The sequence below is a fragment of the Rhodoflexus sp. genome (genome assembly GCF_053489755.1).
The window spans coordinates 1-17341 of sequence record NZ_JBRCHD010000066.1; the positions used below are offsets into that span (position 1 = coordinate 1).

12 protein-coding genes and 1 pseudogene are annotated in these 17341 nt (G+C 48.7%); 5 read left to right on the forward strand and 8 right to left on the reverse strand.

Annotation, left to right across the window (positions count from 1 at the left end; all coding sequences use genetic code 11):
- On the forward strand, window positions 1–1119 hold a 1119-nt coding region (locus tag ACWIP2_RS14780), incomplete at its 5' end, for a thioredoxin domain-containing protein (protein ID WP_448520711.1).
- A 225-nt stretch (window positions 1120–1344) separates the two neighbouring features.
- Window positions 1345–1659, forward strand: coding sequence for an NADH-quinone oxidoreductase subunit NuoK (gene nuoK / locus ACWIP2_RS14785; protein WP_448520712.1), 315 nt, complete (start codon window positions 1345–1347; stop codon window positions 1657–1659).
- A 74-nt stretch (window positions 1660–1733) separates the two neighbouring features.
- On the opposite strand, the gene ACWIP2_RS14790 is transcribed toward nuoK, so the two are convergent.
- The 5 genes from ACWIP2_RS14790 to hemB all read right to left on the reverse strand — a co-directional run bounded on the left by ACWIP2_RS14790 (window position 1734) and on the right by hemB (window position 11542).
- Window positions 1734–2594: a hypothetical protein gene (locus ACWIP2_RS14790; RefSeq protein WP_448520713.1), complete on the reverse strand. Its 861-nt coding sequence runs from the start codon at window positions 2592–2594 to the stop codon at window positions 1734–1736.
- Window positions 2595–2650: 56 nt separating this feature from the next.
- Entirely contained in the window at window positions 2651–6100 is a 3450-nt protein-coding gene (locus tag ACWIP2_RS14795) for a pyruvate carboxylase (protein WP_448520714.1), read from the reverse strand.
- A gap of 47 nt (window positions 6101–6147) precedes the next feature.
- Window positions 6148–9489, reverse strand: a complete 3342-nt coding sequence (locus ACWIP2_RS14800) for a VCBS repeat-containing protein (RefSeq protein ID WP_448520715.1) — start codon at window positions 9487–9489, stop codon at window positions 6148–6150.
- 74 nt (window positions 9490–9563) lie between these two features.
- Complete coding sequence (locus ACWIP2_RS14805; RefSeq protein ID WP_448520716.1) at window positions 9564–10256, reverse strand: LytR/AlgR family response regulator transcription factor; 693 nt, start codon at window positions 10254–10256, stop codon at window positions 9564–9566.
- 308 nt (window positions 10257–10564) lie between these two features.
- A complete protein-coding gene (gene hemB / locus ACWIP2_RS14810) occupies window positions 10565–11542 on the reverse strand; it encodes a porphobilinogen synthase (protein WP_448520717.1) in 978 nt (325 codons plus the stop codon).
- Between the two features lie 182 nt (window positions 11543–11724).
- Between hemB and ACWIP2_RS14815 the strand changes: the two are divergent.
- Both ACWIP2_RS14815 and ACWIP2_RS14820 read left to right on the forward strand, forming a co-directional pair.
- Window positions 11725–12165 (forward strand): annotated as a pseudogene (locus ACWIP2_RS14815) (3-keto-disaccharide hydrolase).
- A gap of 129 nt (window positions 12166–12294) precedes the next feature.
- Window positions 12295–13290, forward strand: a complete 996-nt coding sequence (locus tag ACWIP2_RS14820) for a GSCFA domain-containing protein (RefSeq protein ID WP_448520718.1) — start codon at window positions 12295–12297, stop codon at window positions 13288–13290.
- Window positions 13291–13462: 172 nt separating this feature from the next.
- On the opposite strand, the gene ACWIP2_RS14825 is transcribed toward ACWIP2_RS14820, so the two are convergent.
- From ACWIP2_RS14825 to bshA, 3 genes are all read right to left on the reverse strand, one after another.
- A complete protein-coding gene (locus tag ACWIP2_RS14825; protein ID WP_448520719.1) occupies window positions 13463–14170 on the reverse strand; it encodes a YfgM family protein in 708 nt (235 codons plus the stop codon).
- Window positions 14171–14261: 91 nt separating this feature from the next.
- The gene (gene lipA / locus ACWIP2_RS14830; protein WP_448520720.1) at window positions 14262–15149 is read right to left on the reverse strand and encodes a lipoyl synthase; all 888 of its coding nucleotides are present in this window, start codon (window positions 15147–15149) and stop codon (window positions 14262–14264) included.
- Window positions 15150–15215: 66 nt separating this feature from the next.
- Window positions 15216–16358, reverse strand: coding sequence for an N-acetyl-alpha-D-glucosaminyl L-malate synthase BshA (gene bshA, locus ACWIP2_RS14835; protein WP_448520721.1), 1143 nt, complete (start codon window positions 16356–16358; stop codon window positions 15216–15218).
- 165 nt (window positions 16359–16523) lie between these two features.
- On the opposite strand from bshA, the gene ACWIP2_RS14840 reads away from it, so the two are divergent.
- Window positions 16524–17341 (forward strand): chloride channel protein (locus ACWIP2_RS14840; protein WP_448520722.1); only part of this gene is annotated, 818 nt, incomplete at its 3' end.

Genomic DNA, 17341 nt, shown 5'->3' on the forward strand with positions numbered 1-17341 from the left:
GGTTTCTATTCCGCGCTGGATGCAGACAGCGAAGGTATAGAAGGGCGTTTCTACGTCTGGACAGAACGCGAGTTGGATACAGCCTTCCAACAGGCAGGACTTCCGCCCGATGAGGCGCGCCTTTGCAAAGACTACTACGACTGCTATCCCGACGGCAACTGGGAGCACGGCTACAACATTCTGAATTGCCCCGTCGGCGATGAGGAATTTTGCCGAATCCACGGGCTAAACAATGAAATTTTGCAGGAGAAAGTCCTGCGATGGAAGCGCTTGCTGCTGGAAGCACGCAGTTCGCGCATCCGTCCAGGATTGGACGACAAGGTTCTTTCAGGATGGAACGGACTGATGATCAAAGGCTTGGCAGATGCCTATGCAGCCACAGGCAATAGCGAATATCTACAGCAAGCTACTGCTACAGCCCGATTTATTGATACGAAAATGACAAGCGGCAATCAACTTTTCCGCAATTACAAGAATGGAAAGGCTGATATTCCTGCCTATCTGGAAGATTATGCGGCTGTTATTCAGGGCTATTTGGCGCTCTATCAGGTCGGAGGAGATGCGCACTGGCTGCACCGCGCCGAGCAACTGACCGATCATGTGCTGGCAAAATTTACCGACGATACCGGCGAGATGCTATTTTTTGTGGACAAAGAACAGGCAACCGCACTAATTGCCCGCAAAAAAGAGTTGTTCGACAATGTAATTCCTGCTTCTAATTCAATCATGGCGCATAACTTCTTTGCCCTGTCGCTATTGTTGCCCAATCGGGCGGACTATGCGCAAAAGGCGCAGCGGATGTTACTTTCCGTTGTGCCTTTGCTGCAAAAAGATGTGCAGTATATGGCTAACTGGGCTACGCTGTTTTTGCAATATGTTGTGCCACCTGTCGAAGTAGCGATCACCGGAGAGCAGGCTGCCACATTTGCCCGCGACTTGCATGCTCAGGCTTACTTCCCGCACAAAGTCGTAGCCTTTAGTGCCGAAGAAAGCACGCTTCCTTTGTTGGAAAACCGATTTTTTTCCGGACAAACAAAAATTTTTGTTTGTCAGCATCAGACCTGTAAGCGCCCTGTAGCTAGTGTAGCAGAGGCTTTTGAGCAAATGAAAGCGCTTTAAATTCGCCGACTTAAAAAATTACGAAAAAATGAAAGAAACAAAAACCAAATAATAACTTTGTGTGTTATTGATTTGAAGTTTGTTTGTTAGTTTAGTTTATTAAAGTGGAATGGGACTCCTGATCTTCGGGAGTTTCATTTTTTTATGCCCCTATGACATCTTGAGGGCGTATTGCAGCGAACACCGCCTTACATTTGCAGAACGTTTAATGATTTGTTTGGATTTATGTGGCAAACTATTACCCCGCTGCATTATTGGATGCTCTCTGCGCTGATTTTCTGTATAGGAATGGCAGTTGCAATTACCAAACGCAACATTATTGGTGTACTGATGGGGCTGGAGTTGATGTTAAATGCAGCTAATATCAACCTGATCGCTGTTTACTCTACCGAGACGCAAGCAACTGAAGGACAGATTTTTGCACTGTTCATTATCGCTATTGCGGCTGCTGAGTCGGCGCTCGCGCTTGCTATTGCTTATCAGGTCTATCGCCGTTTTGGTACTGTTTCCTTAGACAAAATTTCCTCGATGAAAGGATAAAGGGGAGAAGACACAGCGTAATCGCCAACATTTGTGTCATCCGCCTCTTTATGCTTTCCAAAAAGTATCAGGTACTAAAAACTGAATGTGAGACCAATCTGGTGGTTGAGCATGTCAGTTGCTGAGCGCGACTTGATGACAATGGTACGCGCCGGGTCGTTCGGATCGGGATAAACATCGCCGCGCTTGACATAGGAAGCAACCGTTCCGGGCAGGTAAACCGTCCGCAGGTCTAACCACACATTTTCACCCAAGACAATATTGATACCAATACCGCCGCCATAGCTGAGCGCAACGTCCTCATGGTTAGGCACAGTAACAATATTGCGGTTATTACTATTGTTGTTGTTTCCCCACCAGTTATTGTTGTTATTATTTTCAATTTCAGTAGCGGTGCGGAAATATTTCAGACCAAGCATACCATCAACATACGGACGAATCGGGCCACCGATGCGCGGTTGCAGGCGCAGTAAGGCATGACCTGTGATAATTCTGTTGCGGCGGACAATACGGCTGGTATTGCCTGCAAAACTTGTAAAGGCATCAACATTGCGCCCCATGCCCATATAGCCAAAATCAAAACCTGCAAAAAACGGAGCGTTGCGACCCACGCGGAACGCTGCGTTGATACCATAGCCCCAAGGAGTAATATCGCCTGCTACTTTCTCAAATTCGCCCATAGGCATACCGACCAATGCTCCGAAGCCAATTTTTGCTACATGATTGTCGCCCACGCGATTGGCGCGATTTATGTTGCCGCTGCTGCGTCTGCCATTGGTTGACATATTCCCAAATATAGGCTCTTGTAGTCTTCGGATGCTATCTCTTTGCCGCGTGGCATTTCTTATGCTGTCTTCATGAATGGTCTGTGCATAGCCGGCAAAGGATGTTGCTGCCAAAAGTACACCTACCGCATATTTCAATAAGGGTTTCATAACAGTTTGGATTTATCAGGTACTTACACAGACAGCAATCCGTTGCGAAAGGTTGCTCATGCTATCCAAATAATTGCGTCCTCTTGCTCTACCATGCTGCCTGCGGGCAAAAATATCTGCTTAACTACACCTTCGTGCGGGGCAGTAATCGTGCTTTCCATTTTCATGGCTTCTATGACAAACAGCGGGTCATTGACTGCCACGCGGTCGCCTGCCGCCACCATGATTTTGGACAGCCTGCCTTGCAGCGGTGCGCCAATTTCGCCTGCCTCCTGCGCTTTGCGGTTGGCTACTTTGGTAACTTGAAAACTGCGGTCGCGTACTTGCAGGCGGCGGGTTTGCCCGTTCAGTTCAAAGGATACCGTCCGCATCCCGTTTTCATCAGGCTTGAACACTGCCAGCAGCCGCACCATAACCGATTTGCCCTCGCTCAACTCTATAAGGACTTCCTCGCCTTCTTTCATGCCGTAGAAAAACTGCGGCGAAGGCAGCACGGAAAGGTCGCCGTAGCGGTTGCGGCTTTCGCTGTACTCCTCATAAACTTTCGGATAGAGCAGGTAGGAGAGCAAATCATCCTCTTCCGACTCGGTCGGGTAGCTTTTGCCGGAGAATTTTTTCTCAAAATCGGCTTTTTCGGCGGCAAAATCAATGGCGGGCAGGTTATAGCCCGGCACGCCGTAGTCGGGTTGCTCGCCTTTGAGTACGAGGCGCACTATTTCGGCAGGGAAACCCTCCGGCGGGCGACCCATATCGCCGCGCAGCAAGTCTTTCACCGACTCGGGGAAAGCCAGCTCATGCCCGCGCTGCCACACGTCCGCCTCGGTCAGGTGGTTGGCAGTCAGGAACAGTGCCAAATCACCCACAACTTTGGAGCTTGGCGTTACCTTGACAATATCACCCAGCAAGCGGTTTGCTACGGCATAATTTTTCTTGATTTGTTCAAATTTATCGCCCAGACCCAGCGAAATTGCCTGTGGGCGCAGGTTGGAATACTGCCCGCCGGGGATTTCGTTGTCGTACACCTCGGCAGTGCCTGCCTTCAAATCAGATTCAAAGGGGAAATAATATTCGCGCACGTCTTCCCAGTAAGAGGCAAAGGCATTGAGCTTGTGTAAATCAAAGTCTTGTTTGCGCTCGTGGTATTCCAGCGCCGCTACCAATGAGTTGAAATTGGGCTGCGCCGTCAGCCCCGACATAGAGGCGATCGCAACGTCAATGACATCAACTCCTGCGTCAATGGCTTTGAGCAGCGTTGCGGACTGAATACCTGCCGTGTCGTGGGTATGGAGGTGAATCGGCACGGAAACGGCTTTTTTCAATTCGGTAATCAGCCGTTCGGCGCTGTAAGGTTTCAGCAAGCCGGACATATCCTTAATCGCCAGTAGGTGGATGCCTAAATCTTCCAGTTGCCGCGCCAAATCGAGGTAGTATTGCAGATTGTATTTACTATTTGGGTTCATAATTTCGCCCGTATAGCAAATAGAACCCTCCACCAGTGCATCGGTGCGCTCTAATACGGCGCGAATGCTGGTTTTCATGGCTTCTACCCAATTCAGCGAATCAAAAATGCGGAAAACATCAATCCCATTGGCGGCGGCGCGTTCCACAAATTTTTCCACCAGATTGGGCGGATAGGACTTGTAGCCAACGGCATTTGCGCCGCGCAGCAACATCTGGAACAGGACATTGGGCATTGCCTGCCTCATGCGGCGGAGGCGCTCCCAAGGGCATTCTTTGAGGAAGCGCATGGCTACGTCAAAAGTTGCGCCCCCCCACATTTCCACTGAAAACACCTGCGGCACATTGCGAGCGTAGCTTTCTGCCACACGGAGCATATCTATCGTGCGTACCCGTGTTGCCAGCAGCGACTGGTGTGCGTCGCGGAAGGTGGTATCGGTAAATTGCACTGCCTTTTCCTGTTTGAGCCAGTCAATAAATTTTTCGCGCCCCATTGCTTTGAGGCGGTCGCGGCTGCCCTGCGGAAACTCGCCGAAGCGGTTGCAGGGAGGCACTTTGGGTATGCGGAAAGTTTTTTCGGGCTTGCTGCCGCGCACGTCGGGGTTGCCGTTTACAATTACATCTGCCAAATAATTCAACAGGCGCGTGCCTCTGTCCAAACGGCGCGGTAATTTGAACAAGTCGGGATTTTGTTCAATAAACTGAACGGTTGCTTTGCCTTTGATAAATTCAGGATGTGAGATCACATTGAGCAAAAAGCCGATGTTGGTTTTTACGCCGCGAATCCGAAATTCGCGCAGGGCGCGGTGCAAGCGGTCGCAAGCGCCCCAGAGTGTACGTCCCTTGGCGGTAACTTTGACCAGCATAGAATCAAAGAAAGGCGAAATGCGCACGCCCGGGTAAGAGCTGCCCTCATCGGTGCGGATGCCAAAGCCGCCTGCATTCCGATAGGCGATGATAGTTCCGTAATCAGGTTTGAAACCGTTTTCGGGATCTTCGGTCGTGATGCGGCACTGGACGGCAAAACCATTGATTTGCACATCTTCTTGACTACGAATGAAAATTTGCTTGTCGGAAAGGGCGTAACCCTGCGCGATCAGGATTTGAGAGCGCACAATGTCAATGCCTGTGATTTCTTCGGTGATGGTATGCTCTACCTGCACGCGGGGATTGACCTCAATAAAGTAGATGTGTTGGTTTTTATCTACCAGAAACTCCACCGTTCCGATGTTGTTGTAGTTCACGGCACGGGCGATGTTAAGCGCGTACTCGTAGAGTTTTTGCCGCGTTTGATCGGCAAGCCCGATGCTCGGCGCAACTTCTACTACCTTTTGAAAGCGACGCTGAACCGAACAATCGCGCTCGTATAGATGGACGATGTTGCCGAAATTATCGCCCATAATCTGGACTTCAATGTGCTTAGGCTCGTCAATAAATTTTTCAATAAAAACTGTATCATCGCCAAAGGCATTGGCGGCTTCGTTGCGGGCTTCGTTGTAGAGGCGTTCCAAATCGGCTTCGTTGCGGATGACGCGCATCCCTCTGCCGCCACCGCCGGCAGCGGCTTTCAGCATCACCGGAAAACCGATGCGGCGGGCTTCTGCAAGCGCGGTTTCATAGCTCGTCAGGTCGGCTTTGCTGTCTTCAATCATCGGCACATTGGCAGCAAGGGCAATTTTTTTGGCAGCCATCTTGTCGCCCAATTGCGCCATTACTTCCGAACGCGGCCCGATGAAGATAATGCCTTCCTCCTCGCAGCGGCGGGCAAATTGCACGTTTTCCGACAGAAAGCCATAGCCGGGGTGAATCGCATCCACATTTTTGGCTTTGGCAAGCGTAATCAGCCCCTCGATGTCTAAGTAGGGCTTTAACGGATCATCGTTTGCACCGATCTGGTAGGTTTCGTCCGCCTTGTAGCGGTGCAGCGAATAACGATCTTCATAGGTATAAACCGCAAGGGTGTTAATATGTAATTCGGAAGCAGCTCGTAGGATACGTATAGCAATTTCGCCACGGTTTGCCACCAAGAGTCGCTCTATTTTGCGCATGATTAAAGAGTTGGTTTAGATGTGGCAAAATAGCAAAAAAAGATTTCTTACCGCAGCATCAACAGTGCTTCGTTGTTCCTTGCTACTAACCAGCGCTGTGCCTCGCCAATGGTGATAGGTCTGATGTCGCGCACCTCGCCTTCGGTCAGCCACCCCGATTGATGCGGTAGCAGACTGCGCCAGTTGCCGCTGCCCTCGTTGAGCAGTACCAGCCCGCAGAAGGCATCGTAGCGCCCCTGATAGGTGCTTACACCGTAAAGATTGCCGCCAATAAGAATATCGGGAAGATTATCGCGGTTGACATCGGCTACATGAAACACGAAGATTTTGCTCATTTGCGCTTCGGCAGGTAGTGGAATTGGAGTGAAATTGCCCTTGCCATCGTTGCGCAGCCACATAGATGTAAAAGTATTGACAGACTTTCGGGTAGCATCCTGCAAAAATTTTTCGTCTAAGATCTCTCCCAGCGTTTTGCCTGCATACTGGGCATAGGAGGTGAATTTTTTATTGATGATTGACGGAATTTGCTTGCCTAATTCATCTTTAAAAGCAATGGGATACAACTTCTTGCCCCGATTGTAAGCGATAATTTGTTCGTCTTTACCGTTTTTGTCAAAGTCTTTTACAAAGATTTGCAGCAACGGATTGGGGTCTTTGATGAGCTTGGTGTTTAGTCCGATATTGCCCACCAGCAAATCCATGTCCCCGTCGCCGTCTAAGTCTGCATTGGCAACAGTTTGCCAAAAACCATTGAGGTTTTGTAAACCATTGTCCTGTGCGATGGTCAGTTTGCCCTTCTGATTGAGAAAAACGGTAGGAGACATCCAGTCGCCAACTACTACCAGATCAGGCTGCCTGTCGCCGTTAAGATCTGTCCAGCGTGCATCGGTAACCATGCCCAGATCTGCCAGCCCTGTAGCAACAGTGCCTGCTACATCCTTGAAGTTACCTTTGCCGTCGTTTTGGAGGAGATAGGAACGCGGGATACGTCCATAAGCATTAGCAATTACGCGACCGCCCACAAACAGATCCGGATCGCCGTCGCTATCGAAGTCGGCTACCCGCACACAGCTTTTGTTATCGGGCATCGGAGGAAGCGCCTGCCTGTCGCGTGTGAAGTTGCCCTTGCCATCGTTGCGATACAAGCGATCGTACTGCTCTTCCATCTGTCCGAAAAATTCATTACCACCACTGACTACGTACAAATCCTGATCTCCGTCGCCGTCAGCATCAAAGAACAGCGCAGCAACATCTTCGTAGATAGAATCAGCCACAATATCAGGTACTTGCAAAGAACTGAAACCGTTTGCTGTCTGCACGTAAATAGCCCCGCTTTGGTATTTGGCTCCGCAGAGGTAGAGGTCTTCCAGCCCGTCGCCGTTAATATCGCCGACGGCAATCTTGGGGCCTTCAGTCGAAACCTTGAAGGGAATCAGCGGCTCGCGGTTGAAATCGAAGAAAGTGTTTTCCCGATGTTGCCAGTCTATGGGTACATTGACTAAGGTAAAAAGAGGAGCTTCCTGCGGAGGGAACAAAGGCAGCAATGTGGGAGGTTGTTGCAACTGCGCATCGGCAATATTGAGCGTAAGCGCTTGATTGGCAGCTACTTTTGTTTTGATTTCCGTCCTGAAGTCAGGCCATATAACTACCAGTGAATCAATAATTGACGCATCTCCCAGCCCAAAATGCAACACAGGGGCAACTGCCGAAAGGAAGCCACGCGTAAGTGTGAGTTGCTGCATTTGCGTTTGTCCGTTTGCCTTTGCGAAAACTTTCGCACCGATACCAAAGCGATTCAACGAATCGCCTTTGAAGGCTACAGAAAGCCAGTTATTCGGATTGTTTTTCTCGGCATTGTTGCGGTAAACGCCTGCGGCTTGGTTGATGCGATTGGTTACTAAATCCAGATCCCCGTCGTTGTCTAAGTCCACATAGACTGCGCCGTTGCTGAAATCCGCCTCCTGAAATCCCCAATCTGCCGAGCGGTCGCTGAAACGGTAGTCTTTTTCGCCTTTGAAAATATAGTTGCGGGTTTTGCCTTCGGGCATTAGTTCAATAGACTGGCGGTCAATTTCTTTCGGATTGCCAATTGCTTTCCGCAGCGAGTCATTTGCCAGAAAGTTGATATAGTCCAGATTGTTGGGTCGGCGCGGGATGCCATTGGTAACAAAAATATCCTTGCGCCCGTCGTTGTCGTAGTCGGCCAGCAGGGTGCTCCAACTCCAGTCGGTAGCTGAAACTCCTGCCAGCGAAGCAATTTCTGCAAACTTTTTCCCGCCCAGATTGAGTTGCAAACAGTTGCGGCTGAACTGATAAGCAAAGCCATAGGCTAACTTGAATTGATAAATATCAAAAGGATCTTCGCCGACGGATGATTTTTCTACCGTTTCGTCTTCGGGGTACATATCAAGCGACATGAGGTCTATATAGCCGTCGTTGTTCAGGTCGGCCGCATCGCAGCCCATCGTAAAGCGGCTGATATGCCCGAATGCGCTTTTGAGGCTTTCAGTGAATGTACCGTTGCGGTTGTTGATATAGTAGTAGTCGTCTTCGTGGAAGTCGTTGCCGATGTAGAGGTCGTCCCAGCCGTCGTTGTTCAGGTCGGCCACGATGACACCCAGTCCATAGCCCATTGCCGCGCCGAAAATGCCCGCCTGTTCGGAAACATTAGTGAATATTTTGGCAGGCTTTTGCCCTTTCAAATCTTTGGCAGGAATGGTTTCATTGCGGAACAGGTAGTCCCCTGATTCGTTATTGCGCAGGTTGCGGGCAGTTACGCGGTCGTAAGAGCGCGAGGTATGCACGGCATGGTTAAGCAGGTAGCAATCCAAATCGCCGTCTTTGTCGTAGTCAAAAAAGACTGCCTGCGTGGAAAATCCTGTAAAATCCAGCCCGTAGTCAGCGGCTTTTTCGGTAAACGTCAGATCGCCGTTGTTGATGTAGAGTTCGTTAGCGCCTTCCAAGCCTTTGTAGTTACCAACGGCGCAAACGTAAATATCAGGGTAGCCGTCGGCGTTCACATCGGCAATGGTTACGCCCGTTTTCCAGTCTGCATAGCCGCCTACGCCTGCTTTTTCGGTAATGTCCTCAAACAGAAAGTTGCCTTTATTGACATACAGTCGGTTTTTTACCTGATTGCCTGTGAAAAACAGATCAATTTTACCGTCTAAGTTAAAATCGGCAGCCGCTACGCCTCCGCCGTTGTAGTAGTAGAGGTAATCTAAAATGTTGATTTTGTCGGTATCAGTCAGCGTATTGGCAAAGCTGATGCCTGTCTGAGCAGCTTCTAATGCTGTAAACAGCGGATTTTCAGGTTTTTGTATGTGTTCATTGCGGCAGGAAACCAGCAGTAAAAATCCACAAAAGATGCCGTACAGAGTTGCTTTCATGTGAAAGAGGTTGTTTGTGTCTTCGCCTGACTAACACAAATAAAGCGAATCGGCTTGTAATATAATACAAGCGCTTACAACTTCCTGATCTTGCGAAAAAAGTCTTGTTGGTAGGTGCGGCTGATCGGGATCTCCTTGCCCTTGATAATGATTTGGTTGTCTTCTATGCTTTCGATGCGACTGATATTGACGATGTAGGAGCGATGTACGCGTATAAATCGTTCGTCGGGCAGTTTATCTTCGATAGATTTAAGGGTAGTATCTACCACATATTGCCGCTGCTCGGTATGGATCAGCACATAGTCCGAAAGCCCTTCAATGAACCAGATGTCTGAGGCGGAAAGGCGCACCATTTTATTGTTGACTTTAATGAAAAAATCTTCGCCTTCCGGTAATTCTGCGGGTACTTTGCTGCGGATACGCTCGGAAATCTTGGCAGCAGATTTCGTAAAACGCGCAAAATCAATTGGTTTGACCAAATAGTCAATAGCATCAAGTTCAAAGGCATCCAGTGCAAAATTGGTGTAGGAGGTAGTAAAAATAGTAACAGGGGGCTGCGGGAGAGCTTTTACCAATTCAATACCCGACAGTCCGGGCATGTCAATATCAACATACATTACATCAACAGGCACCCGTAACAAATGGCTCAGCGCTGCTGTTCCGGAAGAAAAAACGGCGGTACAGTCCAAAAAGCTGGTCAGACCGATGAAATGCTCCAGAATTTTGCGCGATTGTTCATCGTCGTCTATGACTACGCATTTGAGCATGAGCAAGGAGATGTAATAGTTTTGGTCATCTTCACAAAAACAACTGCAAAAAAGCAGCCAAAAAAAAGAAGATGTCGCCAAAGGCAACACCTTCTAACAAACTACATAATTAGGATTAATGTATATCTGGATGCCGAAGCAATATATGACTATACAAAACATCCCCGCAGATGGCGGGGATGCAGGCGTTAGGTTGTAAGTTTGAATTTTAATAGGTTTGTGCTCAGTATTAAGACCCCGTTTGCGGGCAGAAGGTTGCAAACAGCGTAACATTTTTAACAAGTAATTTTTATGCTGTTATACCATGTCTATTTCGTGCGTGCCTGCATCTGAGCAAATTCTTTGGCAAAGTAGGTGAGGATAGCTGTAGCGCCTGCCCGACGGATGCTGAGCAAGCATTCCTTCATGGCGCGTTCGCCGTCTATCCAGCCGTTGGCTGCTGCTGCTTTAATCATGGCATACTCGCCGCTGACGTTGTAGGCTGCAATTGGCAGATCGAAGTTGTCTTTGAGTTGTCGGACAATATCCAGATAAGCCAAGGCAGGTTTAACCATCAGGAAATCAGCGCCTTCCGATGCGTCTAATGTCGCTTCCAGTAGTGCTTCGCGAGCGTTTGCAGGATCCATCTGGTAGGTTTTCTTATCGCCTGAGCGCGGGGCAGAATCCAGTGCATCGCGGAAAGGCCCGTAGAATGCGCTGGCATATTTTGCTGTATAGCTCATAATCGAAACACTGGTAAAGTGCCGAGCGTCAAGCGCTTCTCGGATAAATTGCACGCGCCCGTCCATCATGTCGGAAGGCCCGAGGATGTCTGCGCCGGCTTGCGCTTGTGCAACTGCCATTTTGGCAAGGATCTCCAGCGTAGGATCGTTGAGAATTTCGCCGTTTTCTACCAGCCCATCATGCCCGTCGGAGCTGTAGGGATCCATTGCTACATCGGTAACAAGCACCGCTTCGGGGAAACGCTCTTTGATGAGCCGGATGCTGTGCAGGTATAAGTTTTCCTCGCGCCAACTCTCTGAGGCAAATTTGTCTTTCAGACTGTCTTCTATGTGTGGGAAAGGTGCAAAAACTTTCAGTCCAAGTGCAAGGCAGGTTTCTATTTCGCGCAGCGCCTCATCGGGTGAGAGGCGGAAAATGCCCGGCATGGACTTAATAGGCGCTTGTACGCCGTTGCCTGCTGTGAGAAAGATTGGATAAATGAGGTTATCTACTTCTACACGGGTTTCTTGCACCATGCGGCGCACAGGCTCTGATTTGCGGTTTCTTCTGGGACGGTGTAGCATGATTATCCTGTTGATTGGCTGCAAAAATACGCCGACCAAACATCTAACTTCCTTTCCGTTGTATGTATTTTTGAGCAAAACCTCTCTTATTCCAATATGAGAACACTTGCTGTCTTACTGCTGCCGGGCTTTTCTACGGCAGCCATCGCACAAAAAAAAGACGCCGGGAAAATCTTTCAAAGTTGGATGCTTGGCGCAATTTCAAAAGCCCTGTGATCAATGAGCAATGGAAGCAAAATCCGAAAGGGTTTATGCTCTTGGAAGCCGGCGGAGGAGACCTCATCACCAGCAATCAATATGAAAACTTCGAACTGCACTTAGAGTGGAAAATTTCTGTCAATAGCAACAGCGGTATTTTCTTTCATGTAGTGTAAAATGACGAAATACAGCATGTATGGCAGTCCGGACCGGAAATGCAGATTTTGGACAACGAGGGGCATCCCGACGGGAAAATAAAGACGCACCGCGCAGGGGATAACTACGACCTGCATTCGTGTACAGTAGAAACGGTTAAGCCGCCCGGACAGTGGAAAAAAGTGATGCTGATCGTGAAAAAGGGGAAGGTAGAGCATTGGCTGAACGGCACTAAAGTTGTTGAATATCAGTTGGGTAACCCCGATTAGGAGGAATTTTACAAAAAACAAAAAAAGTAAGTTCAAAGATATGCCGCTTTGGCAAATGGCACATCGCCTTGCAAGACCACGGCGATGTTGTCTGGTTTCGCAACATCCGCATTCGCAGCCTATTAGACTATGCAGTTTCGCACCGATTTTATTATTCCGCCTTCGGAACAAACTATTACACACAAAAGCCGTCTGCTGCTGGTCGGTTCTTGTTTTGCTGATGAAGTCGGGCAAAAGCTCGTCGAAAATAAGTTTGAGACGCTGGTCAATCCCTTCGGAACAATCTTCAATCCTTTGAGTTTGTTGGAGCTACTGGAGAAATCCTTAAGCGGCGAGGAGTTGCGTACCGGGCCTGTCGAGCGCGAAGGGCTATTTTTCCACTATGGGCTGCATAGCCGCTATTTTGCGCAAAGCGCAGCGGCCATTCAGGAAGTGGCACGGCGGCAAATGCAGCAAACGGCAGATTTTTTGCTCCGCACGCCTCGCGGCGATCAATGGCTCATGATCACACTCGGCACAGCTTGGATTTACGAACTGCTTGCAGACGGTACCCCTGTGGCCAACTGCCACAAAATACCCGCAAAAAATTTCCACAAACGACTTTTGCAGGTAGAAGAAATTGTTACGGCATTTGAAAAATTCTATTGCTTCTTACCCGATGGCTGTCGGGTATTGCTGACGGTTAGCCCTGTGCGGCACATCAAAGATACGATCCCGCTTAACGCTGTCAGCAAGTCGGTATTGCGGTTGGCAGCGCACCGGATTACCGAAAAATTTCCACAGGTAGCTTATTTTCCTGCTTACGAACTGCTGCTCGACGACCTGCGCGACTACCGCTTTTATGCCGACGACATGATCCATCCTTCTGCGGCAGCGGTAAATTATATCTTTGAAAAATTTGCCGCTACATTTTTCGACAAGGCTACGCAAAGCCTCTTACAGCAATGGCAGCAGATCAAGAAAGGACTTGAGCATCGCCCGTTGCAAGGAGGAAGTATTACTCATCATCGCTTTTTAGTACAACTGCTCAATCGTTTGGAAGCTCTTGCGAAATATCTGGATGTACGGCAGGAGATAGCAACATTGAGGACACAAATCGAGCAATGGGCAGGTCAAGATACATAAAAAAGAGGGTGTCCAAAAAGTAACATAGACTTTAGTCTGTGATCGTTGAAATACTTGATAATCAGACGGCTACAGACTTAGGTCTGTGCTACATGTAGCCTTTCTGGACAGCCTCTTTTTGCGTCTGTCGGCTGTTATGCAAATACACCTTAAAAGGCGTGTTACATAATCATTATTTCGCGTTGTTGGTCATGTATTCGACCTTGGCGAGTTTCTTCTGTGACGTTGTCAGTTCTGATGCTTCAGGATATTTGTCTGAAATAGTTCTGTAAGCCATCGTAGCGTTGGCATAATCCTTTTTCAACTCATAAGCCAAACCGAGTTTGAGCAGATAGGCAGGCGTAAAGGCATCGTTAGGATAGTGTTCGGAAGCCTTTTTGTAGTATTTGATCGCGTTGTCCAGATCTTTTTTCTCCATGTAAGCATCGCCGATGAGGCTATAGGCGCGTGCCTGTAGAAGCCAATCGTCAGCATCGAATTTTTGTAAGTACTGAATGGCTTCATCGTATTTACCTTCTTTGAGTTTAACAACGCCCAGATAGAAGGCGGCTTGATCGCCGGCTTTGGTGCTGCCATACTTATCAACGATTTTCTCTAAACCGATCGTTGTGTTGTTATTATCACCTTTGATAGCTTTATTGAGGGAGTCTTTCTCGATGTAGAAAACGGCAGGGAATAACTCGACTTGCGCCTTCAGATTATTCTGATCGCTGTAATATTTCCAGCCGATTACTCCGCCAATCAGGGCGAGGATGCCTACACCGATGCCAATAACCAACCGACGATTGTTTTTTGCAAACTGTTCAGTCTTACTGAGTTGCTCTTGTAATGCTTCCGGACTTTCAAAAATTTCTATACCGGCTTTGCTTTTCTCTGCCATTGTTGTTGTCAATTTTGAGAGCGCAAAGTTATGTTGCACACTTGAATTGTGGAACAAATTGCGCTATTTATTTTGGGATGGATGTTTAAAATCAGATGTGGCGTTCGGCATGGTAGGAGGAGCGCACCAGCGGGCCGGATTCTACATATTTGAAACCGCGCTTCAATCCCTCTTCTTTATACATGGCAAATTTGTCGGGGTGAATGTATTCTACAACCTCCAAGTGCATTTTGGTTGGCTGTAGGTATTGCCCCAGCGTCAGCACATCCAAACCATTGGCTAGCAAGTCATCCATGATTTCAAAAACCTCATCCTCGGTTTCGCCCAAGCCCAGCATCACGCCGCTTTTGGTGCGCTTGCCGTACGCTTTGGTGAGGCGGATTTGCTCGAGGCTGCGCTCGTATTTGGCTTGCGGACGCACGCGGCGATAAAGGCGCTTCACAGTTTCCATGTTGTGTGAAACAACTTCCTGACCGGCCGAAATCATGCGGTAGAGTGCCTCCCAGTTGCCTTTTACATCGGGGATAAGTGTTTCGATAGTGGTTTCGGGGCTTCGTTCTTTCACAGCACGAACGGTTTGATACCAGATTTCAGCACCGCGATCTTTCAGTTCGTCGCGATTGACCGAAGTGATAACGGCGTGTTTGACACCCATCAGTTGGATAGCTTCAGCTACGCGGCGCGGTTCGTCGGTATCGTATTCATTCGGGCGACCTGTAGCAACGGCGCAGAAAGTACAACTGCGCGTGCAGACATTGCCCAAAATCATAAAAGTTGCCGTACCTGCGCCCCAGCACTCGCCCATGTTGGGGCAGTTGCCGCTTTCGCAGATGGTGTGCAGTTTATAGGTATCTACCAGTTTGCGGACTTTGGCATATTCGGGTCCGATCGGCAGTTTAACACGCAGCCAGTCGGGTTTGCGGGCGCGAACAGGCGTTTCCGCAGGAGGGGTATTGCCAAGAACCGGAAGTTCTATCATGTCCATGTTTGTTCAGCATTTATCTTCAAAAACACAAATTTACGGGCGGATGTTTAGCATGACAAATTATGAGGGCTTTTGTGCAGTAGCCGATGCTAATACGCGCTCGTACATAGCCTCGTAAATTGGTCGGATCTTGTTTACGTCAAACTCCTTTGCGCGTTTCAGGGCATTGGCCTTGAAAGTAGGCAACTGATCTTTCTGTAAAATCACAAGTGCATTTTTGACCATGTCTTCTATGTCGCCTACATTGCTCATAAAGCCTGTAACGCCGTGTATGTTGAGTTCCGGCAGGCCGCCTGTGTTGCTGGAGATGACTGGAACTTCGCAAGCCATTGCTTCAAGTGCTGCCAATCCAAAACTTTCTTTTTCGGAAGGCATCAGGAAAAGATCGGCAACGGAAAGGACTTCCTCGATCGCGTCTAATTTGCCCAGAAAGCGAATATCGTCCATCAGCCCGTTGTCTTGGCAGAGTTGTTCGATGCGGCGGCGTTCGGGACCGTCGCCAATCAGCAGCATTTTTACGGGAATGTACTGGCGTAGGCGGCAGAAAACCTTGATCGCATCATCAATCCGCTTTACTTTTCGGAAGTTCGAGGTATGGACAAGCAGGTGTTCCCCGTTGGGGCAGATAGCCTTCTTGAAATGTTCTTTCTGCTGCTTTTTGAAGCGCGTCAGATCCACAAAGTTAGGAATGACTTCAATTTCTTTGGTGATCTGAAAGTGCTCATAAGTATCGGCGCGGAGGCTTTCCGAAACAGCCGTAACACCGTCGGACTGGTTGATGCTGAAAGTAACGACGGGTGCGTAGGTTTCATCTTTACCAACTAAGGTGATGTCTGTACCGTGCAGCGTTGTTACGAAAGGCACATAAATACCTTGCGTTTTGAGAATCTCGCGTGCCATGTAAGCTGCCGAAGCATGTGGAATAGCGTAGTGTACATGCAACAGATCCAACTGCTCAAACTTGGCAACATTGACCATTTTGCTTGCCAGCGCCAGTTCATAAGGCGGATACTCAAACAGCGGATAGGTGCGAATATCTACTTTGTGGTAGTAAATATTTTCATCGAACAGCGCCATTCGCGTAGGCTGGTCATAGGTAATGAAATGGATCTCGTGATCCTGCTGTGCCAACGCATTGCCGAGTTCGGTAGCTACCACACCACTACCGCCAAAAGTCGGATAGCAAACGATGCCTATTTTCATGGAAAAATGGTTTTCAAAAATAAAAGCGCGGGTTGATTTATTTTATTAACTCTCGAACGTAGTCAATGTTAGCTATTCGCTCAAAGTTTACACAAAGTTTACGTTTTAAAGTGGAAATACACTTGTTGCAGGCAGCATAGTTATCAGCGGCTTATCTTTGTACCAATGAAAATCAGGCAAACAGAACAAGTTTCATTCTTGTCAGATACCCTCAAATGGTTGTTTTTTGCGCTCTTAGTAGGCGTTTTGGCGGGTTCTGCTTCCGCTTTTTTTTTGGTTGCGTTAGACTGGGCGACTAACTGGAGGGAAAGTAATTTGTGGGTGATTGCACTGCTGCCTGTAGGCGGCTTTGTGATTGGCTGGCTGTACTACCACTACGGGCAGGATGTGGCAAGCGGCAATAACCTGATTATTGATGAGTTTCACACACCGCGCCGCGTGATTCCTTTCAAAATGGCGCCACTGGTACTTTTCGGGACGCTTGCAACGCATTTATTCGGCGGCTCTGCCGGGCGCGAAGGAACGGCGGTGCAAATGGGCGCCGCCATTGCTGACCAATTCACGCATTTTTTCAAATTGAAAGCCCGCGACCGTCGCCTTTTTTTAGTCATGGGCATCAGTGCAGGTTTTGCCTCTGTTTTTGGTACGCCGTTGGCAGGTGCAGTCTTTGCGCTGGAAGTCCTGATTTTGGGCAGGATGCGCTATGAGGCAATCCTGCCTGCGTTTTTTGCCGCCGTCATTGCCGATTACGCGTGCCATGCGTGGCAAGTAGCGCACACACATTACGCGATTCCAACCGTGCCGCCGATGAATCCGCAAAACTTTTTGTGGACAATTGTGGCAGGCATTTGCTTTGGACTCACGGCGTTGCTTTTTTCCAAAATGGCGCATTTCTGGCAAAATCTGTTCAAAAATTATATCCATTATGCGCCTTTGCGACCTGTTGCAGGTGGCGCAATCATTGCTTTGGCGGTGTGGGCATC